Here is a 19,637-nt window from a genome sequence, read left to right on the forward strand (position 1 = left end):
GGGCATGGCTGAGTACGTCCTCTCTCTGCGCAATGTGCGCAAGGCCCACGGCGACAAGGTGGTCCTCGACAACGTCACGCTGTCGTTCCTGCACGGCGCGAAGATCGGCGTCGTCGGCCCCAACGGCATGGGCAAGTCATCGCTGCTCAAGCTGATGGCCGGGCTCGACGTGCCCAACAACGGCGACATCGTCCGCGACCCCGACGCCACGGTCGGCATGCTCCAGCAGGAGCCGCCGCTGACCGAGGGCAGGACGGTGCTGGAGAACGTCGAGGAGGCCGTCGCCGACACCAAGGCGAAGATGAAGCGCCTCGAGGACGCCTACATGGAGATGGGCGACCCCGACGCCGACCAGGACGCGCTCATGGCCGAGACCGGTGAGCTGCAGACCGAGCTCGACAACATGAACGCCTGGGACCTCGACAGCCGCCTCGAGCAGGCGATGGACGCACTGCGCTGCCCGCCGTCCGACGCGCTCGTCGACAACCTGTCCGGTGGCGAGCGGCGCCGGGTCGCGCTGTGCAAGCTGCTGCTCCAGCAGCCCGACCTGCTGCTGCTCGACGAGCCGACCAACCATCTCGACGCCGAGTCGGTCCAGTGGCTGGAGGGCCACCTCAAGTCCTACCCGGGCGCCGTCCTGGCGGTCACCCACGACCGGTACTTCCTCGACAACGTCGCGCAGTGGATCGCCGAGGTCGACCGTGGCTCGATCCACGGCTACGAAGGCAACTACTCGACGTACCTCGAGACCAAGAAGGAGCGACTCAAGGTCGAGGGCGCCAAGGACGCCAAGCGCGCCAAGATGCTCGAGAAGGAGCTGGAGTGGGTCCGCTCCAACGCCAAGGCTCGCCAGACCAAGTCCAAGTCGCGTCTGGCCCGTTACGAGGAGCTGGCCGCCGAGGCCGACAAGGCCCGCAAGATCGACGCCGCCGACATCAACATCCCGCCGGGCCCGCGGCTCGGTGACGTGGTCCTCGAGGCCGAGCACCTCACCAAGGCCTTCCTCAATGAGCACGGTGAGGGCCGGGTCCTGTGGAACGACATCTCCTTCACCCTGCCGCGCGCCGGCATCGTGGGTGTGGTCGGCCCCAACGGCGTCGGCAAGACCACGCTGTTCCGGATGATCACCGGCAACGAGGAGCCGGACTCCGGCAAGCTCAACGTCGGGCAGACCGTGAAGATCTCCTATGTCGACCAGAGCCGTGGCGGCATCGACCCCAACAAGAACGTCTGGGAGGTCGTCTCCGACGGCCTCGACTTCATCAAGGTCGCCAACTTCGAGATGAACAGCCGCGCCTACGTCGCCTCGTTCGGCTTCAAGGGCCCGGACCAGCAGAAGAAGGCCGGCGTGCTGTCCGGAGGTGAGCGCAACCGCCTCAACCTCGCGCTCACGCTCAAGCAGGGCGGCAACATGCTGCTCCTTGACGAGCCGACCAACGACCTCGACGTCGAGACCCTGTCCTCGCTCGAGGACGCGCTGCTCGACTTCCCGGGCTGTGCCGTCGTGACCTCCCACGACCGCTGGTTCCTCGACCGCGTGGCCACCCACATCCTCGCCTGGGAGGGCACCGAGGACAACGAGGGCGAGTGGTTCTGGTTCGAGGGCAACTTCGCGTCCTACGAGGACAACAAGATCGAGCGCCTCGGCGTCGAGGCGGCCCGCCCGCACCGCGTCACCCACCGCCGCCTGACGCGTGATTAGGCGCGAGCGCGTCGCCGCCGGGCGGAGCTCCCGCGCAGGCCGGCGGCACGCTCGCTCCGGTCGCTCGTTCCTCGCTCCCTACGTCTCACGTTCCGCCGGCCTGCGCGGTTGGCTCTCGTAGGCCCACCGTTCGCGTGGCGGCCACACGGCCGGTATTGATGGCGCGAGCGCGTCGCTCGTGCCTCGCGCCGCAGAGCCCGGCTACCTGATCTCGCGCTCCGGGTGCGCGCAGATCAGCTGGTCGCAGACCGCGTCCATCACCCGTCCCAGCGCCAGCAGGTCGTCGGGGTCGACGAGGTCGATGAGCGAGTGCCGCACGGTCTCGACGTGGCCGGGGGCCGCGGTACGCAGCATGTCCTGACCGGCGTCGGTGAGCCGGCAGTCGACCCCACGGCCGTCGTCGGGCGACTCCTCGCGCACGACGAGGCCCGCCCCCTCCATCCGCTTCACGGTGTGGGTGACCCGGCTGCGGCTGTGGGCCAGCGCGGCGGCCAGCTGGGCCATCCGCAGCGTTCCGTCGGCCTCGGAGAGCCGCACCAGGATCTCGTACTCCACCGCCGAGAGTCCGTGCTCGCGGCGCAGGTCCTCGTCGATGCGGTCGAGGAGCAGGGTGGTGCCGAGGAGGAAGGAGCGCCAGGCGCGCTGTTGGTCCTGGTCGAGCCACCGCGGCTCGTGGCCGGTCGCCACGGGCGCAGCGCTCTCGTCAGTCACCGCGTCAGTCTAAGGCGATCCTCATCAGCACCCGCGGGTGTCCGCTCAGGACGGACGTGGTGTCGGCGACGTGACGGAAGCCCGCGGCCTCGAAGTTGGCCCGCAGCCCGGCGTACGCCATGGTCTGGTCGACCTTCGCGCCGCCGTTGTCGAGCGGGTACGCCTCGACCGCGGGCGCGCCCTGCTCCCGGGCGTACGCGACGGCACCGGCGATGAGGGCGTGGGAGATGCCCTGGCCGCGATGACCGGGCCGGACCCGGATGCACCACAGCGACCACACCGGGAGCTCGTCGACCTGGGGGATCTTGCGGTTGCGGGCGAAGGTCGTCGCCGAGCGGGGCGCGACCGCCGCCCAGCCGACGGGCACGTCGCCGTCGTAGGCCAGGACGCCCAGCGGCCCGTCCTCGAGCAGCCGGGCGACGTACGCGCCGCGCTCCTGCCCGCGCATCTTGTTGTTGACCGTCGACGGGATCCGGTAGCTGAGGCACCAGCACACGCTGGCGTCGGCGCGCTTCGGCCCCACCAGCGCCTTCACGTCCTCGAAAACGGCGGCGGGCCGCACCTCGATACTCATGGCCCGCAGGCTACGACTCCCGACCGACGCCGACCCGTCGCAGATTGAACTCCGGACGACGCCGACCCGTCGCAGATTGAGTTGCTCGCTATTCAATCTGAGCCGGGACGGCCCGCATGCGTATTCAATCTGCGCCGGGTCGGCGGTCGAGCGCGTTCAATCTGAGCCGGGTCGGGATCAGCTGAGGCGCTCCACGATCATCGCCATGCCCTGACCGCCGCCGACGCACATGGTGATCAGGCCGGTCGACTTGTCGTGCCACTGCAGGGAGTTGAGCATCGTGTTCTGCAGGCGCGCACCGGTCATGCCGAACGGGTGGCCGACCGCGATGGCGCCGCCGTTGACGTTGAGTTTCTCGATCGGGATGCCGAGGTCCTCGGCGGACGGCAGCACCTGGGCGGCGAAGGCCTCGTTGATCTCGGCGAGGTCGATGTCGTCGATGGTCATGCCGGCGTACTTCAGCGCGTTCCGGGTCGCCTCGACCGGGCCCAGGCCCATGATCTCGGGGGAGAGGCCGGAGACGCCGGTGGAGACGATGCGGGCGAGCGGGGTCAGACCCAGCTCGGCCGCCTTGGTGTCGGACATGATCACGACGGCGGCGGCGCCGTCGTTGAGCGGACAGCAGTTGCCGGCGGTGACGACGCCGTCGGGCCGGAAGACCGGCTGCAGCTGCGAGATCGCGTCATAGGTGACGCCGGCGCGCGGGCCGTCGTCCTGGGTCACGACAGTGCCGTCGGCGAGCGTGACAGGGGTGATCTCGCGCTCCCAGAAACCGTCGGCGATCGCCTTCTCGGCGAGGTTCTGCGAGCGGACGGCGAAGTGGTCGAGGTCCTCGCGCTTGAGACCGCGCAGGCGCGCGACGTTCTCGGCGGTCTGGCCCATCGCGATGTAGATGTCGGGCAGGACACCGTCCTCGCGCGGGTCGTGCCAGTCACGACCGCCCTGGGCGTACTCCTCGGTGCGCTGCTGGGCGTCGGCGAAGAGTGCGTTCTTGGTGTTCGGGATGTGGTCGGAGGTCCCGAACTGGAAGCGCGAGACGGTCTCCACGCCGGCGGAGATGAACACGTCGCCCTCGCCGGCCTTGATCGCGTGGAAGGCCATCCGCGAGGTCTGCACCGAGGAGGAGCAGTAGCGGGTGACGGTGGCACCCGGGATCTCGTAGCCCATCAGCGTGGTGACGACGCGGGCCATGTTGTTGCCGGCCTCACCACCGGGCAGACCGCAGCCCAGCAGGAGGTCGTCGACGTCGTTGGGGTCGAGCGCGGGGACCTTGTCCAGCGCGGCCTGGGCGATGAGCGCGGTCAGGTCGTCGGGACGGAAGTCCTTGAGCGATCCCTTGTTGGCGCGTCCGATCGGCGTACGAGCGGCGGAAACGATCACGGCCTCGGGCATGGGGGCTCCTTGATGCGGAATGAGGGGCGGAACGCGCACAGCGTAGTCTGCGCCGCGTGCGGCACCGCTACGACTGCCCCCTGCGCTGGGGTGACATCGACCAGCTGAACCACGTCAACAACGTGAAGTACGTCGACTACCTCCAGGAGGCGCGGGGCGCCCTGCTGCACGCCTGCAGGACCGCCGCGGGGGTCGAGCATCGTCACGATGTCGCCTACGTCGTACGCCGTCACGAGGTCACCTTCCGGGCGCCGCTGCGCTTCCACTTCCAGGCCGCCGCCATCGAGTCCTGGGTGAGCGAGATCCGCGCTGCCAGCTTCACCCTCGACCACGAGGTGTTCGAGGAGCAGTCCGACGGCACGCGCACGGTCTACCTGCGCGCCCGCACCGTGCTGGCGCCGTTCGTCCTCGAGACCGGGCTGCCGCGCCGCCTCGACGACCAGGAGCGCAACGCGCTGGCGCCGTACGCCGAGCTCGGGGACCAGCGCTCGCGCCCCGTCCTGGTGGACGTGCCGCGGGACCGGGCGGCGCACTACCCGGTGCAGGTCCGCTTCTCCGACCTCGACGTCTACCGGCACGTCAACAACGTGAAGTACTTCGAGTACTTCCAGGAGGCCCGGATCGCCTCGCTCGGACGACTGCGGCAGGAACTGCGGGACTTCCCGCGGATCGCGAGCGTGATCGCCCAGGCCGACGTCGAGTACGTCGCCCCGATCACGCTGCGACCGCAGGCCTACGACACCTGGTCGGTGATCCCGCGGATCGGCACCAGGTCGATGGTCATCGAGTCCGAGATCACCGACGGCACCGATCGCGCGAGCGAGGGCGCGGTGCTGGCCCGCTCGAAGGTGACGCTCGTCTTCTTCGATGTCGAGACCCAGCGCTCGGTGACGCCCCCGCCCGGCTTCCGGGAGGCTCTGGTCGACGCGCTCGGCGACATGGTCGTCGCCTGAGCCGTCGACCGAGCCGTCGCTTGAGCCGTCGACGAGCCGTCGACCGAGTCACCAGCCCGCCGGCAGCCGGGTGAAGTCGGGCTCCCGTCCCTCCGCGAAGGCGGCCAGCGCCTCGAGGTTGGCCGGACCGCCCATCAGCTCGGCGAAGGCGGCGTTCTCGCGATCCCGGGCCGCGCGGATCGCCGCCCGGTGCGGCTCGGTCATGGTCCGCTTGACCGCGACGAGCGACGAGATCGGCTTCGCGGCGAGCACCTCGGCGTGCCGGCGGGCGGTGGCCATCAGCTCCCCTGCCGGGCAGACCTCCTTGACCAGCCCCATCGCCCGCGCCTCCTCGGCGCTGATCCACTCCGCGGAGAGCAGTGCCCACGCCGCGTGCTGACGTCCGACCAGCGCCGGGAACAGGTACGACGACGCCGCCTCGGGCGCGACGCCGAGTGAGGTGAAGGGGCACTTGAGCCGGGCCCCGTCCGCCATGAACGCGAGGTCCGCGAAGCCGAGGATCGTCGCGCCGATGCCCAGCCCCAACCCGTTGACGGCGACGACGAGGGGCTTGGGGAAGTCGACCAGCGCGTCGACGAGGCCGATGAAGCCGTGCGTGCCACGGGGGAAGTCGGGATCCGTGGCCAGCCGATGCATCTCCAGCAGGTCGGTGCCCGCGCTGAAGGCCCGGCCGGCGCCGGTCAGCAGCACCACCGCCACCTCGGGGTCGACGGCCGCGGCGAGGAGGGCCTCCGCCGTGGCGTCGTACAGCTCCTCGTTGAAGGCGTTCAGCGCCTCGGGGCGGTCGAGGGTCAGCGTGCGGACCCGGTGCTCGTCGGACACCTGTAACGTCATGCGCCCAGAATAGAACCTGTTCTACTCCATGTCCGGGCGGTCCGGCGGCGGGGCGCCGAGTCGCGACCGCAGCCGTTTGAGGCCGCGGTGCCGGGCGACCCGGACGGCGACCGCCGTCATGCCGAGCGCCGCGGCGGTCTGGCTGACGTCGAGGTCGAGCACCTCGGTGCACGCGATGACGTCGCGCTCCCGCGGCGGCAGCACCGCCAGGGCGTTCCGCACCCACTCGTCGGACAGCAGAGGGGTGTCGGGCCCCGCGACGGTCACCTCGGCGTCGGTGGCGAGGGTGTCGAGGCCCCTGATCCGGGTGGCGGTGCGCCGCGAGGCGTTGGCGGCGTGCTTGCGGGCGATGCCGAACAGCCAGCCACCGAAGTCCGACGAGCTCCCGGTGAAGTCGACGATCCGCTCGGCGGCAACCAGCCAGGCTGCGGCGGCGAGGTCGTCGGCGGCCTCGCCGCCGGGGGATGAGCGCGCCTCGAGCCACAGCAGCAGCCGACCGGCGTGGGCGCGATAGAGCTCGCGCCACGCGGTGGCGTCACCGCGCTTCGCGGCAGTGACGAGCTCGTCGTCGGCCCGCACCGGACGTGTTCCCACCTCTGTTGTCCTGGCGTGGTCCGGACCTCTCCCCGGGCCACGCGTCCCATTGTCCCGCCTGCGAGCCGGAAGCGGGACATTTGCCGCCGATCAGTGCGTCGGTCGCTGCTGGTCGCTGTCGTGGTCCTGGTCGCCCGTCGGCGCCACCGCACCGTCAGCGCCGCCCCGGTCGCCGGAGCTGTCTGAGCTGTCGGAGCTGTCTGAGCCGGCGGAGCCGCGCGGGCCGCCCGGTCCGGGCTCCCGGTCGTGACCCTTCGCCTTGCCGCGGGCCTTGTCCTTGTCGTGCCCCTTGGCCTTGCCCTTGCCCGGGGACCCGTCGGACGAGCCCGGCCCGGCGCCCTGGCCGCCCTGCCCCCGGCCGTCCTGGCCGTCGCCCTTGGAGTCGGGGCCGCCCTGACCGCCTGGGTCCCTCCCCCCGCCGGCGCCGTCGGGATCGGTGGCGTGCTCGGCCGAGGAGGACGTGGAGGTGCCCGGCAGCCCCGGGGACAAGGGGCTGCCGGGCGTGGCTACGTCGGAGTGTGGGGTTCCGACGTCGCCAGGACTCGTCGTACCGGACGGTCCGATCCGGGTGGGGCGCTCGGCGGGGGAGTGTGGGCTCCCGCCGCCGATGGGGATGCCCGCTGCCCAGGTGGCGGTCGCGATGACGGCGACGAAGCCGGTCGCGACGACCACACGGAGTCCGGTCGACCGAGTCGATCGGGGACTCGCCGCCTGCGAGCCCGCACTGAGGTGGGTGAGCATGCCGAGGAACGCCGGGTCCGGCTCCAGCGTCGGTACGTCGACGCGGAGGCGCTCGGTCGGGCGCTGTTGGGTCATGGCCTGCTCTGCTGGTGCGGGGGGATGCGGCGGCGAACGCGGTCCTCCTCGAAAAGGGACCGCTCTCAACCGGAACATGTCGCCGGGCGCGCGGAGTGTTACATCCGCGCGGGAACAGTCTCAGCCTGGCGTGTTCACCATGAAGGTGGCGGCGTGCGTGACGTACTCCCAGAAGCGTGCGTCCTGCTCCGGGGTGAGGTCGACGCTGTCGAGGCCGGCGCGGAAGTGCGTCAGCCAGCGGTCGCGGGCATCGGCGTTCACCTCGAACGGGGCGTGGCGCATCCGCAGCCGCGGATGCCCGCGGTTCGCCGAGTAGGTGGTCGGGCCACCCCAGTACTGCACGAGGAAGAGCAGGAAGCGCTCCTCCGCGGGGCCGAGATCCTCCTCGGGGTACATCGGACGGAGCACCTCGTCGGTGGCCACGCCCTCGTAGAACCTCGCCACGATCCGCCGGAAGGTCTCGAACCCGCCGATCTCCTCGTAGAAGCTCGTCTCCTCGCTCATGGGGGTGCTCACCCCACCATCATCCCTCGCGCTCCGCGGCGGCCGGATCGGGGCTCGGCTCGTCCAGGTGGCGCCGGTCCTCGCGGTGCCACACCACCCGCTGCGCGAACGGGATCTCGATGCCCTCGTGGTCGAAGCGCGCCTTGATCCGCTGCCGCAGCGCCCGCGCCACGGCCCACTGCTCGAGCGGAGCGGTCTTGACCATCACCCGCACGGTCACCGAGTCGGGGGTGAGCATCTCGACGCCGGTCACCTCGGGCTCCTCGATGATCACGTGGCTGAACTCGTCGTCCTCCCACAGGTCGTGGGCGACCTCCCGCAGCACGCGCTGCACGCGGACCAGGTCCTCGCCGTACCCGACGCCGATGTCGACGACCGCGCGCGACCAGTTCTGGCTCTTGTTGCCGACCCGGACGATCTCCCCGTTGGGGACGTACCAGACGGTGCCGTTGATGTCGCGCAGCCGCGTCATCCGCAGGGTGACCAGCTCGACCGTGCCGTTGGCATCGCCCACGTCGACGACGTCGCCGACGCCGTACTGGTCCTCGATGAAGATGAAGATGCCGGCGAGGAAGTCCTTGACCAGCGACTGCGCGCCGAAGCCGAGCGCGATGCCTATGATGCCGGCGCTGGCGATGATCGGCGCGATGTCGACCCCGACCTCGCTGAGCACCATGGTGCCGACGATCGCGACGATGACGAACGTGATGATGCTCTTCAGGACGCCGCTCATGGTGGCCGCCCGCTGCTTGCGGCGTGCGGCGACGGCACTCTCCACGCGCTCGGGGAGCACGCCCCGCTCGGCGCGCCGGGCGACCCGGCCGACGACCCGGTGCAGCAGCCAGCGGATCACCAGGCCGAGCAGGATCAGGCCGATGATGGCGAGCGGGGTCCCGATGAGGACATCGGACCACTCGGACAGGCGGCGGTTCCCGGTCACGTCCCAGGTCAGGTCGCAGACGGTCTCTCCATCGGCGCAGGGGCTCTCCATCCGCCCAGTGTCCCAAAGCCGCCTGACGACCGCCGGGGACACCACCGGGCCACGCGGGATCGGGAGCCGATAGCATCCTCCTCGTGACCAGCACTGCCGTACGCCGCCTGATCGCCGTGTGCTCCCTCGTCGGGGTGAGCGCCCTGCTCGTCGTCGCCGGAGCGGGCTCCGCCTCGGCCGACACCCCGGAGCCGCGCCCGGGCAACGGTGCGGCCAGCTGGGAGCCCAAGCCGGACATCGACGTCCTCAACGCCTGGCTCTACCTCGGCGGCGTCCCGCTCCTGGTGTTCATCGTCATTATCCTCCTCTACGTCGCCCCGGCGCTCGCCCGCGGCGAGAACCTCGGGATCAGCGCGCTCGAGACCGAGAGCCAGTGGCTCGGCGGTCCGCGCAAGGCGGCCGGTGAGCTGGCCGCCCCCGACTCCGAGGACTCCAAGGCCGGCGGCGCCGGCGGCAGCTGGTAGCCGGCCGCCATGAGCACCCCGACGCTGAGCGCCACCGAGCGCGCCGCCCTCGACGTCACCATCCGCACGGCCGAGCAGGCGTGCCGTGCCGAGATCTCGGTGTTCGTGGGCTCCGCGAGCGGCGACCCGCGGGACTTCGCGACGAGCCTGCACAACACGCTGGTGCTGCCCTCGCGCAGCATCCTGATCATGGTCGACCCCGAGCGGCGGGTGGTCGAGATCGTCACGGGCGGTCACACCCGCGAGCGGCTCACCGACGACGAGTCGGACCGGGCCGTCGCCGCGATGACCGAGGCGTTCGCGTCCGGCGACTTCGCCGGTGGCCTGACCCGCGGCATCGAGCTGCTGGGCGAGCTCGCCAAGGACTGAACGGCACGAGCCGCCGACCCGGCGCAGACTGAACGGCACGAGCCGCCGACCCGGCGCAGATTGAATGATCAGATCATTCAATCTGCGCCGGGTCGGCGTGCTTTCCGGCCTCAAACTGCGCCGGGTCGCGCTATCGATGGGAGTCGGTCGTCTGGGCGGCGAGCGCCCGGGCGACGTCGGCGCGGCCCTCGCGGACGTAGCGCACCGCGCCCGGGTTGACCGTCGCGGCGTGCTCCGCCAGCCAGGCGTCGACCGTGGCGAGTGTCGCCGGGGTGGCGATCAGGCGCGGGAAGATGTGCTCCAGCGCGACCGAGGCCTTGTGCGAGCCGAGCCGCTCCCAGGCGCCGGCGACCTCGGCGAGGTAGCGCTCGACGTACGGCGCGAGGACGTCGTCCTGCCCGGTCTGCCAGAAGGCGAAGACCACGCTGCGCTGGGTCTCGTTGGGCACCGACGGGTCGAGCAGGGCCTGCGTCCAGGCGCGCTCCTTGGCCTCGGCGGTGGGCTGGGCGGCGCGGGCGGCGGCGGACTTCTCCTGGCCGGAGATGGTGTTGTCGCCGGCCAGCTCGGTGTCGATCCGGGCGTCGTCGGCCCGGCCGACGCGGGCCAGGGCGGTGAGCAGCGCCCAGCGTAGGTCCTGGTCGACCGCGAGGCCCTCGAGGGCCAGCGAGCCGTCGAGCAGCGCCTCCAGCTCGGCGACCGCGGCCTCGCTCGACGCGGCGGCGGCGTAGGCCCGCGCGAAGGTGAGTTGGTGGTCGGTGCCGGGCTCCGCCGTCGTGAGCAGGCCGCGCAGGCCCTGCTCCCACCGCGCCGCGAGCTCGGTACGACGCGCCGGGTCGCTGTAGAGCGAGACCGCCTGCGCGGCGTAGACCGGGATCCGGCTGACGCCCCAGGCGTCGGTCTCCTGGCCGATATTGCCGAGCACCAGCTCGACGAAGTCGGTGGCGGCGAGCTCGGCGTCGCGGGTCATGTCCCAGGCGGCGCTCCAGACCAGCGCCCGGGCCAGCGAGTCGTCGAGGTCGGAGAGCCGGGCCACGGCGGTGGCCTGCGAGCGCTCGTCGAGGCGGATCTTGGCGAAGGCCAGGTCCTGGTCGTTGAGCAGCAGCAGCTCCGGCTGGGCCCTGCCGACCAGCTCGGCCAGCTCGGTGCGGGCGCCCTCGACGTCGACCTCGACGTAGTCGGTGCGCACCAGACGACCCTCGTCGGAGCTGTTGTAGAAGCCGATGCCGACCCGGTGCCGGCGCAGCGTCGGGTGGTCCTGGGGGGCGGCCTGCAGCACCGCGAACGACGCGTAGGTGCCGTCGGCGGCCAGCTCGAAGGCGGGGGAGAGGGTGTTGGTGCCGGCCGTCTGCAGCCACTCCTGGGCCCAGCCGGTGAGCTCGCGGCCGGACGCCTTCTCGAGCGCGGTCAGCAGGTCGGTGAACTCCGTGTTGCCGAAGGCGTGGTCGTGGAAGTACTGCTTGAGCCCGGCCAGGAACGGGTCGAGGCCGACCCAGGCGACGAGCTGCTTGAGCACCGCCGCGCCCTTGGCGTAGGTGATCATGTCGAAGTTGACCTCGACCGCGTGCAGGTCGACGTTGTCGGCCGCGATCGGGTGGGTCGAGGGCAGCGAGTCGGCGCGGTAGCCGGTCTGCTTGCGGGCGTTCGTGAAGCCGGTCCACGCGTCGTCGTACGACGTGGCGAGGGCCTCGGCGTGGTAGCAGGCCCACTCGGCGAACGACTCGTTGAGCCACAGGTCGTCCCACCACTTCATGGTCACGAGGTCGCCGAACCACATGTGGGCCATCTCGTGCAGGATCACCGAGGCGCGGAACTCGTAGAACGAGCGCGGCTGGCGCGAGCGGGGGAGGTACTCGTCGCGCAGCGTCACCGCGCCGGCGTTCTCCATCGCGCCCATGTTGTACTCCGGCACGTAGAGCTGGTCGTACTTGCCGAACGGGTAGGGGTAGCCGAAGGCCTCCTCGAAGAAGGCGAAGCCCTGCTTGGTCAGGGTGACGATCTCGTCGCGGTCGCGCTCGAGGTACTCCTTGAGCGACTGACGGCTGTAGTGGCCCAGCGGGATGGCGCCGTGGGCGCCCTCGTAGACGTCCTGGACCTCGTAGTAGTCGCCCGCGACGATCGCGGTGATGTACGTCGACATCGGCTTGGTCGCCGGGAACGCCCAGAGCGCGGTGCCCTCGCCGGCCGGGGTGGGCTCGGGGGTGGCCGCGTTGGAGACGACCTTCCAGTGCGCCGGGGCGGTCACGTTGAACGTGAACGGCGCCTTGAGGTCGGGCTGCTCGAAGGTGGTGAACACCCGGCGCGCGTCGGGGACCTCGAACTGCGAGTAGAGGTAGACGTTGCCGTCGGCCGGGTCGACGAAGTGGTGCAGGCCCTCGCCGGTGTGCGAGTAGGTGCAGTCGGCGCGGACGACCAGCACGTTCTCGGCCCGGAGGTCGGGCAGCGCGATCCGGCTGTCGGCGTACGCCGTGGCGGGGTCGAGCGGCGCGCCGTTGAGGGTGATCTCGTGGACGGTCGCGTCGACCAGGTCGGCGAAGGTGGCCGAGCCGGGCTGGCGGCAGGTGAAGGTCAGCGTGGTGGTCGACCCGAAGGTCTCCACGCCCTCCTGCGTAGCGCCGGAGAGGTCGAGGTCGATCACGTAGGACGTCACGTCGACGAGGGCGGCGCGGGTAGCCGCCTCGTCGCGGGTGAGGTTGGTGCCGGGCATGGGAGCCATCCTTGCACCCGCTCCGAGTTGTCCGACAATCGAGAGTTGGGGCGCGAACTACAACGCTGTAGTTCTCTGTTGTCAACGCGACACGCCAGTGACGGGTGAGATTTTCGGGGTTTTTGTTGCGTTATGGGGCGGTTGTGCCCGATGGTGTTCGGCATGCGCACTCCAGGCCGGACCGCGCGCTGGGGGACCACGACCGCTGCCAGCACGCTGCTGGCGTCGTACCTCGTCCTCGCCGGTCCCTCGACCCCCACGACCTCGGACCCGGTGCTCCCATCGGCCGGGACCACCTACCTGTGCAGTGGTTATGCCGCCTGCAACGCCGCGGGCTACTCCGACGCCGGGTACGGCGCCGCGAACGGCACCATGTACTGGCAGATGTACGCCGGTCACAACTGCACCAACTACGCCGCCTACCGGATGATCCGGGCGGGGATGCCCAACAAGCGGCCGTGGACCGGCAGCGGCAACGCCAGCGAGTGGGGCAAGTTCATGAGCTCCATCACCGACCAGACGCCGAACGTCGGTGCCATCGCGTGGTGGGGCAAGTACGCGAACGGCTCCGGCTCCGCCGGCCACCTCGCCTACATCGAGCGGGTCGTGTCGCCGGACGAGATCATCGTCTCCGAGGACTCGTGGGGCGGCACCTTCCACTGGCGCTCGATCACCCGGGCCAGCGGGCGGTGGCCGAGCGGGTTCATCCACTTCGTGGACCGCCCGACCACGCCGACGCCGACGCCGACCCCGGAGCAGCCGGTCGAGCCCGTCTTCACCCAGACCGGCGCCCCCGTCGTGAACGGGCCCCTCGTCGTGGACACGACCATCAGCGCCACCGCCGGCTCCTGGTCCCCGGTGCCCGCGGAGAACCGGTGGCGCTGGTTCGCCGACGGCGTCCGGCTCGCCGACAACATCACGCCGAACCTGCCGCTCACCGCCGACCTCCTGGGCAAGCAGATCAGCCTCCGGGTGGTCGCGAAGCAGGAGGGCTACACGACCTACGTCTCGCCGTTCTACGACGTCGGCCCGGTCGTCGCCGGCGTGGTGCACCCGACGGCTCCGGCCACGATGAGCGGTACGCCGGAGCTCGGCCAGGTGCTCAGCGTGACGCCCGGCGGCTACGACCAGCCGGACGCGACGGTGAGCTACCAGTGGCTGCGCGACGGCGCGCCGATCACGGGCGCCACCGCGGCGACGTACCAGCTCGCCGCCGAGGACGTCGGTACGTCGGTGGCGGTCCAGGTGACCGGCGCGAAGCCGCAGTTCCAGGCACATGTGGAGACCCTCCCCGCGACCCCGCGGGTGACCAGTACGGCGGTCGTCACCTTGAAGACGAAGTCGAAGAAGGGACGGGCCATCGCCAAGGTGCGCGTGACGGCAGCGGGGAAGCTGCCGGTCACGGGCAAGGTGCTGGTCCGGATCGGCTCGTGGAAGAGAGAGGTCCGGCTCCGGGACGGGATGGTGAAGGTCAAGGTGCCGATGGCGCGGGGGACCAAGTCGGTGCGGGTGCGCTACCTCGGCTCGACGGTGGTGCCGCGGTCGCCGAAGGTCACCGGCACCGTCGACGTGTCGTGATCTGCCGCCCGGACCGCGTGCGCGCGGGAATGCCGACGCGTCGCGGCGGGTTGGCCGTTCATGGCTGAGAACTCCGCGCCCGCGTCGGCGCCCCACCGCGCCGACTTCTGGTTCGACCCGCTGTGCCCGTTCGCCTGGATCACCTCGCGCTGGATCATCGAGGTCGAGCAGGTCCGCGACATCGAGGTGCAGTGGCACGTCATGAGCCTGGGCTATCTCAACAAGGATCGGGACCTCCCGGAGGAGTACCGCACCATCCTCGCGCCGGCCTGGGGCCCGGTCCGGGTGCTGATCGCGGCCCAGGAGCGGTACGGCGACAAGGTGCTGCGCCCGCTGTACGACGCCTTCGGCCAGCGGATCCACCTCGACGGCCGCCGGCTCCACGAGCAGCCCGACGGCGGGCTCGCGCTGATCGCCGAGGTCCTGGCCGAGGTCGGTCTCGACGCGGACCTGGTCGACGCCGCCACGGACCCGTCGTACGACGAGGCGGTGGCCCGCTCGCACCACGAGGGCATGGACGCGGTCGGTGACGACGTCGGCACGCCGACGATCCACATCGACGGCTCCGCCTTCTTCGGCCCCGTGCTCTCCAAGATCCCGCGGGGCGAGGACGCTGGTCGGCTGTGGGACGGCTGTGTCGCCGTCGCGTCGTTCCCGTACTTCTACGAGCTCAAGCGCACCCGCACCGGGGACCTCGACTTCTCGTAGGCGGCGGGGGCTGCAGGAATCGCCGGTTGACCGGCGATTCCTGCACTTGTCGGCCGTTGCAATGGCCGACGAGCGCAGGAAATGCCCGTCCAGTGGTGCTCCTGGGGCGGATGTGACGCCACGGTGGGGATGCGCGACACGCGGGTGAGCCGCTTCCGCTCCCAGCCGCGATGGCGCATGCTCGATGGTCATGACCGTCTCGGACCCGTCCCTGCGCCGCCGCGACCTCGCCACGCTCGGTGCCGCGGCGGTGGCGCTCCCGCTGGTGGCGCTCGCCGCCGGACCCGTCGGCCCGGCGAGCGCCGCTCCCGCCGGGCCGCCGGCCGCCCCCGCCCGACCGGCCGCCAGGCTGCGGCTGCGTCCCGACGGCAGCGGACTCGGCGGGGCCCTCGACGTACCGCTGACCGCGGCCCCGCAGGTCGCCGGGCGCGGGGCCGTGCTGCGCACGGCCGAACAGCGCACCGACCGGTTCGCGCTGCTCGGCGTGACCTGGGCCGCGGGGACCGGGCAGGTCCGGGTGCGGGTCCGCGACGTGGGCGGTGCCTGGGGGCCGTGGCGCGACGTCACGGCGCTGCGCGACCTGCCGGACCGCGACACCGCCGAGGGCCGGACGGCCCGCGCGGGCACCGAGCCGCTCTGGGTCGGCGACAGTGACGGCGTCCAGGTCGAGATCGCCGGCGCGGTCCAGGACCCGGTCCTCACCCTGGTCGACCCGGGTCACGACCCCCGCGACGCCGTCGACGGCGGCGGGCCCGCCGACCGGCCGAAGCGCGGCCGGTCGCTGCGCCCGAAGATCCGCAGCCGTAGGTCGTGGGGCGCCAAGGAGAGGTGGGCGACCGGCAGGCCGAAGCGGGTCAAGACGGTCGAGCAGGTCCACGTGCACCACACGGCGACCGGCAACGACTACCGCCGGCGCGACGTCCCGCGCATCCTGCGGGCGATCTATCGCTACCACACCAAGACGCTCGGCTGGTCCGATGTCGGCTACAACTACTTCGTCGACCGGTTCGGCCGGATCTGGGCCGGCCGCCGCGGCGCGGACGGCGACCGCGACACCCGCGGCGCGCACACCCTCGGGTTCAACCACACGTCGGTCGGCATCGCCGTGCTCGGCTCCTACCAGGAGGTCGCCCCGACACCGAAGGTGCTGGCCGGCGTCGCCAAGGTCGCGGCCTGGAAGCTCAAGAGGTACCACCGCGACCCGCTCGCGACCACGCCCGTGCTCTCGCACGGCAGCGACCTCTACCCGAAGGGAGCCGTGGTCACCCTGCCCGTCATCGACGGCCACCGCGACACCAACGACACCGAGTGCCCCGGCCAGTTCCTCTACGCCGCGCTCCCGGAGATCCGGCTCCGCACCGCCGCGCGCATCAAGAAGTCCCGCCGCTGACGCCCGGCGGCGGGAGCGACCCTAGGATTCACGACATGACGCACGTCCTCTCCGCTGTCGCCTGGCCCTACGCGAACGGCCCCCGCCACATCGGCCACGTGGCCGGCTTCGGCGTACCGTCCGACGTCTTCAGCCGGTACCAGCGGATGGCGGGCAACGACGTCCTCATGGTCTCCGGCTCCGACGAGCACGGCACGCCGATCCTCATCGCCGCCGACGAGGCCGGGATGACCCCGCAGGAGCTGGCGGACAAGAACCACCGCCTCATCGTCGAGGACCTCGTCGGCCTCGGCGTCAGCTACGACCTCTACACCCGCACCACCACGCCCAACCACCACGCCGTGGTCCAGGAGCTCTTCCTCGGCGTCTACGAGAACGGCTACTTCGTCGAGCAGACGACCTTCGGCGCGATCTCGCCGTCCACCGGTCGCACTCTGCCCGACCGCTACATCGAGGGCACCTGCCCGAACTGCGGGTACGACGGCGCGCGCGGCGACCAGTGCGACAACTGCGGCAAGCAGCTGGACCCCCAGGACCTGAAGAACCCGCGCTCGCGGATCAACGGCGAGACGCCGGAGTTCATCGAGACCCAGCACTTCTTCCTCGACCTGCCGGCGCTGGCCGAGGCGCTGCAGGCCTGGCTCGACGACCGCGAGGCGACCGGCCTGTGGCGGCCCAACGTCATCCGGTTCTCGCAGAACATCCTCGAGGAGATCCGCCCGCGAGCGATGACGCGCGACATCGACTGGGGCATCGCGGTCCCGCTCGAGGGCTGGCAGGACAACCCGACCAAGAAGCTCTACGTCTGGTTCGACGCCGTCATCGGCTACCTGTCCGCCTCGATCGAGTGGGCCCGGCGCACCGGCGACCCCGACGCGTGGCGCGCGTGGTGGAACGACCCGGAGGCGCTGTCCTACTACTTCATGGGCAAGGACAACATCACCTTCCACTCCCAGATCTGGCCGGCCGAGCTCCTGGCGTACGCCGGCAAGGGGTCGCACGGTGGGCAGCCGCGCCAGTACGGCGAGCTCAACCTGCCCACCGAGGTCGTCTCCAGCGAGTTCCTCACCATGGAGGGCAGGAAGTTCTCCTCCTCGAAGAAGGTCGTCATCTACGTCCGCGACCTGCTCGCGCGCTACCAGCCCGACGCCTTCCGCTACTTCGTGGCGGCCGCGGGGCCCGAGAGCCAAGACTCCGACTTCACCTGGGCCGAGTTCGTCCGTCGTACCAACGACGAGCTGGTGGCCGGCTGGGGCAATCTCGTCAACCGGACCGCGACCCTGATCGCCAAGAACTTCGGCGAGATCCCGGCCGCGGGCCCCCTGACGCCCGAGGACGAGGCCGTGCTGGCCACCACCGAGGCTGCCTTCGGCACGGTCGGCGACCTGATCGGCCGGCACCGCCAGAAGCAGGCCATCGGGGAGGCGATGCGCGCGGTGGCCGACGTCAACAAGTACGTCTCCGACTCCGAGCCCTGGAAGATCAAGGAGGACCCGGAGCGCCTCGGCACCGTCCTGCACGTCATGGCCCAGTGCGTCGCCGACCTCAACCTGCTGCTCAGCCCGTTCCTGCCCTTCTCGGCCAACGAGGTGGACAGGGCGCTCGGCGGCGCCGGGGCGATCGCGCCCATGCCCGTCATCGAGGACGTCGCCGACCTCGACGACGCGGAGCGCGGCTACCCGATCATCACCGGCGACTACTCCGGCGCCCCCGCGTGGCGGCGGCACCCGGTCGAGGTGGGCCGTCCGGTCGCGAAGCCGACGCCGGTCTTCGTGAAGCTCGACCCGAGCCTGGTCGAGGAGGAGCTGGCTCGCCTCGACGGCTGAGCCGGTAGGACGCGACCACCGTGACACCGCTGCTGGACCTGGGGACCCGGAAGCTCTGGCGCACCCTGGGCCGGCCGGTCGACCTGTCCGGTGAGCACCGCTGGCTGCGGGCCCCGACGAGCACTGCTTCCGTGGTCCGGGACGGTTGGCTGGGTGCCGAGGCGGCCCTCCACGACGGGTATGTCGACGAGGCGGCCGCCGGCGCCGGGCTGTTGCCGTCGATGGCCGAGCTCGACGGCCCCGGCTTCCGGGCGGCCGACCTGATCCCGCAGGTGCGCGCGTTCTACGAGCACACGTCCGACTGGCAGGTCGAGGTGTGGAGCTCCTGGGCACCGTGGGCGTGGCCCGGAGGTGAGCTGGTGTCGCGACTCTTCGGCAAGCGGGTGGAGCAACTCGCGCTCCCGATGCGGCCCCTGGATGTGGCGCACGGGATGGACTCGCGGATCTCGGTGATCCGTGACGGCGCCGGACGGCAGGTGGGCGCCGGCTGGCTGCGGACGCTGCGGGCGACGGGTGAGTTCGTCTTCAGCGGCTGCTACTCGTCGCGGACGCTGCCCGGCGCGGCCCGGCCATCGGTCCACGTCGCCTTTCCCCTCGAGTCCGGCAACGTCCAGGTCTTCCTGCGCCCGCGAGTCCTTCCCGATGGCTCCCTTCGGCTGGACTCCCCGCCTGGGCGGTTCGGTGCCGACGGCGCCTATGTCCTCGTCGAGGACGGTGGCCGCACCCACGCCTCCCGGGCGCCGGTGCACGAGACCTTCCACGTCTACCTCGACGAGCGAGGGGTGCTGCGCACCGACCACGAACTGCGGATGTGGGGTGCCACCGCGATGCGGCTGCACTACAAGCTCGGGCCCGCGTGAGGAAAATGCTCTCGTCGGAGGACGAACCACTCGACTAGCCTGCCTGTGCATGAGCACCGCGTTCCTGCTGACCTCGCTGGTGATCGTCGCGACCCCCGGCACCGGCGCGCTGTACGCGATCGCAGCCGGCCTCACCCGCGGCACCAGGGCGGGCATCCTCGCCGCCTTCGCCGGGACGCTCGGCACGGTGCCGCACATGCTCGCGGCGATCACGGGGCTCGCGGCCCTCCTCCACGCCAGCGGGGTCGCCTTCGCCGCCATCAAGTACGCCGGCGTCGCGTACCTGCTCTACATGGCCTGGTCGACCTGGCGGGACCGCGGTGTCCTGACCGTCGACGAGGACACCGACGGCACCCGCACCGGGTCGACCCGTGCGGTCCTGGTCTCCGGGGTGACGCTCAACCTGCTGAACCCGAAACTCACCATCTTCTTCTTCGCGTTCCTGCCGCAGTTCGTGCCGACCGGCTCCGGCGCCGTCCCGGCGATGCTCGGGCTCAGCGCGGTGTTCATGGCGATGACGTTCGTGGTCTTCGCGGTCTACGGCGTGTGCGCGGCCGCGGTGCGTGACCAGGTCCTCTCCCGCCCGAAGGTGGTCGACCGGATGCGCAAGGCGTTCGCGGCGAGCTTCGCGGTGGTCGCCGGCCGGCTCGCGTTCGAGTCCCGCTGA

General features: G+C 71.2%; 19 protein-coding genes. 10 read left to right on the top strand and 9 right to left on the bottom strand.

The features are described from left to right. Positions 1-4: 4 nt before the first annotated feature. Positions 5-1,702 carry an energy-dependent translational throttle protein EttA gene (gene ettA / locus RB608_RS18280; RefSeq protein ID WP_308089476.1) on the top strand — a complete coding sequence of 566 codons (1,698 nt, stop codon included), beginning with the start codon at positions 5-7 and terminating at the stop codon, positions 1,700-1,702. Between the two features lie 201 nt (positions 1,703-1,903). Here the strand turns inward: ettA and RB608_RS18285 are convergent, their stop codons facing one another. From RB608_RS18285 to RB608_RS18295, 3 genes are all read right to left on the bottom strand, one after another. Further along, positions 1,904-2,413: a MarR family winged helix-turn-helix transcriptional regulator gene (locus tag RB608_RS18285; protein ID WP_308089477.1), complete on the bottom strand. Its 510-nt coding sequence runs from the start codon at positions 2,411-2,413 to the stop codon at positions 1,904-1,906. 4 nt (positions 2,414-2,417) lie between these two features. After that, positions 2,418-2,987 (bottom strand): GNAT family N-acetyltransferase, encoded by a 570-nt coding sequence (locus RB608_RS18290; protein WP_308089478.1) that lies wholly within the window; start codon positions 2,985-2,987, stop codon positions 2,418-2,420. 177 nt (positions 2,988-3,164) lie between these two features. Further along, positions 3,165-4,379 carry an acetyl-CoA C-acetyltransferase gene (locus RB608_RS18295; protein ID WP_308089479.1) on the bottom strand — a complete coding sequence of 405 codons (1,215 nt, stop codon included), beginning with the start codon at positions 4,377-4,379 and terminating at the stop codon, positions 3,165-3,167. A 56-nt stretch (positions 4,380-4,435) separates the two neighbouring features. Here RB608_RS18295 and RB608_RS18300 point away from each other — a divergent pair, with 56 nt between their 5' ends. Then, positions 4,436-5,332 (top strand): thioesterase family protein, encoded by an 897-nt coding sequence (locus RB608_RS18300; RefSeq protein ID WP_308089480.1) that lies wholly within the window; start codon positions 4,436-4,438, stop codon positions 5,330-5,332. Positions 5,333-5,380: 48 nt separating this feature from the next. Here RB608_RS18300 and RB608_RS18305 read toward each other — a convergent pair whose 3' ends face one another. The 5 genes from RB608_RS18305 to RB608_RS18325 all read right to left on the bottom strand — a co-directional run bounded on the left by RB608_RS18305 (position 5,381) and on the right by RB608_RS18325 (position 9,071). Then, complete coding sequence (locus tag RB608_RS18305) at positions 5,381-6,166, bottom strand: enoyl-CoA hydratase-related protein (RefSeq protein WP_308089481.1); 786 nt, start codon at positions 6,164-6,166, stop codon at positions 5,381-5,383. A 21-nt stretch (positions 6,167-6,187) separates the two neighbouring features. Beyond that, on the bottom strand, positions 6,188-6,760 hold the full coding sequence (locus RB608_RS18310) for a sigma-70 family RNA polymerase sigma factor (RefSeq protein ID WP_308089482.1): 573 nt from the start codon (positions 6,758-6,760) through the stop codon (positions 6,188-6,190). A 90-nt stretch (positions 6,761-6,850) separates the two neighbouring features. Continuing rightward, on the bottom strand, positions 6,851-7,576 hold the full coding sequence (locus RB608_RS18315; protein WP_308089483.1) for a hypothetical protein: 726 nt from the start codon (positions 7,574-7,576) through the stop codon (positions 6,851-6,853). A 120-nt stretch (positions 7,577-7,696) separates the two neighbouring features. Further along, positions 7,697-8,080 carry a globin gene (locus RB608_RS18320; protein ID WP_308089616.1) on the bottom strand — a complete coding sequence of 128 codons (384 nt, stop codon included), beginning with the start codon at positions 8,078-8,080 and terminating at the stop codon, positions 7,697-7,699. Positions 8,081-8,099: 19 nt separating this feature from the next. Further along, positions 8,100-9,071, bottom strand: a complete 972-nt coding sequence (locus tag RB608_RS18325; protein WP_308089485.1) for a mechanosensitive ion channel family protein — start codon at positions 9,069-9,071, stop codon at positions 8,100-8,102. A gap of 83 nt (positions 9,072-9,154) precedes the next feature. Here RB608_RS18325 and RB608_RS18330 point away from each other — a divergent pair, with 83 nt between their 5' ends. Both RB608_RS18330 and RB608_RS18335 read left to right on the top strand, forming a co-directional pair. After that, positions 9,155-9,535, top strand: coding sequence for a hypothetical protein (locus tag RB608_RS18330; protein ID WP_308089486.1), 381 nt, complete (start codon positions 9,155-9,157; stop codon positions 9,533-9,535). A 9-nt stretch (positions 9,536-9,544) separates the two neighbouring features. After that, on the top strand, positions 9,545-9,904 hold the full coding sequence (locus tag RB608_RS18335) for a TPM domain-containing protein (RefSeq protein WP_308089487.1): 360 nt from the start codon (positions 9,545-9,547) through the stop codon (positions 9,902-9,904). 130 nt (positions 9,905-10,034) lie between these two features. Here the strand turns inward: RB608_RS18335 and pepN are convergent, their stop codons facing one another. Then, positions 10,035-12,608: an aminopeptidase N gene (gene pepN / locus RB608_RS18340; RefSeq protein WP_308089488.1), complete on the bottom strand. Its 2,574-nt coding sequence runs from the start codon at positions 12,606-12,608 to the stop codon at positions 10,035-10,037. 162 nt (positions 12,609-12,770) lie between these two features. On the opposite strand from pepN, the gene RB608_RS18345 reads away from it, so the two are divergent. From RB608_RS18345 to RB608_RS18370, 6 genes are all read left to right on the top strand, one after another. Further along, entirely contained in the window at positions 12,771-14,186 is a 1,416-nt protein-coding gene (locus RB608_RS18345) for a CHAP domain-containing protein (protein ID WP_308089490.1), read from the top strand. 60 nt (positions 14,187-14,246) lie between these two features. Continuing rightward, positions 14,247-14,894 carry a DsbA family protein gene (locus RB608_RS18350; RefSeq protein ID WP_308089491.1) on the top strand — a complete coding sequence of 216 codons (648 nt, stop codon included), beginning with the start codon at positions 14,247-14,249 and terminating at the stop codon, positions 14,892-14,894. Positions 14,895-15,084: 190 nt separating this feature from the next. Further along, positions 15,085-16,284, top strand: a complete 1,200-nt coding sequence (locus tag RB608_RS18355; RefSeq protein WP_308089492.1) for an N-acetylmuramoyl-L-alanine amidase — start codon at positions 15,085-15,087, stop codon at positions 16,282-16,284. A gap of 35 nt (positions 16,285-16,319) precedes the next feature. Then, entirely contained in the window at positions 16,320-18,110 is a 1,791-nt protein-coding gene (gene metG / locus RB608_RS18360; protein WP_308089493.1) for a methionine--tRNA ligase, read from the top strand. Positions 18,111-18,130: 20 nt separating this feature from the next. Continuing rightward, positions 18,131-18,970: a hypothetical protein gene (locus RB608_RS18365; RefSeq protein ID WP_308089495.1), complete on the top strand. Its 840-nt coding sequence runs from the start codon at positions 18,131-18,133 to the stop codon at positions 18,968-18,970. A gap of 49 nt (positions 18,971-19,019) precedes the next feature. Next, positions 19,020-19,637: a LysE family translocator gene (locus tag RB608_RS18370; RefSeq protein ID WP_308089496.1), complete on the top strand. Its 618-nt coding sequence runs from the start codon at positions 19,020-19,022 to the stop codon at positions 19,635-19,637.

It is taken from the genome of Nocardioides sp. LHD-245 (genome assembly GCF_030929495.1).
Classification (GTDB): Bacteria; Actinomycetota; Actinomycetes; order Propionibacteriales; family Nocardioidaceae; genus Nocardioides.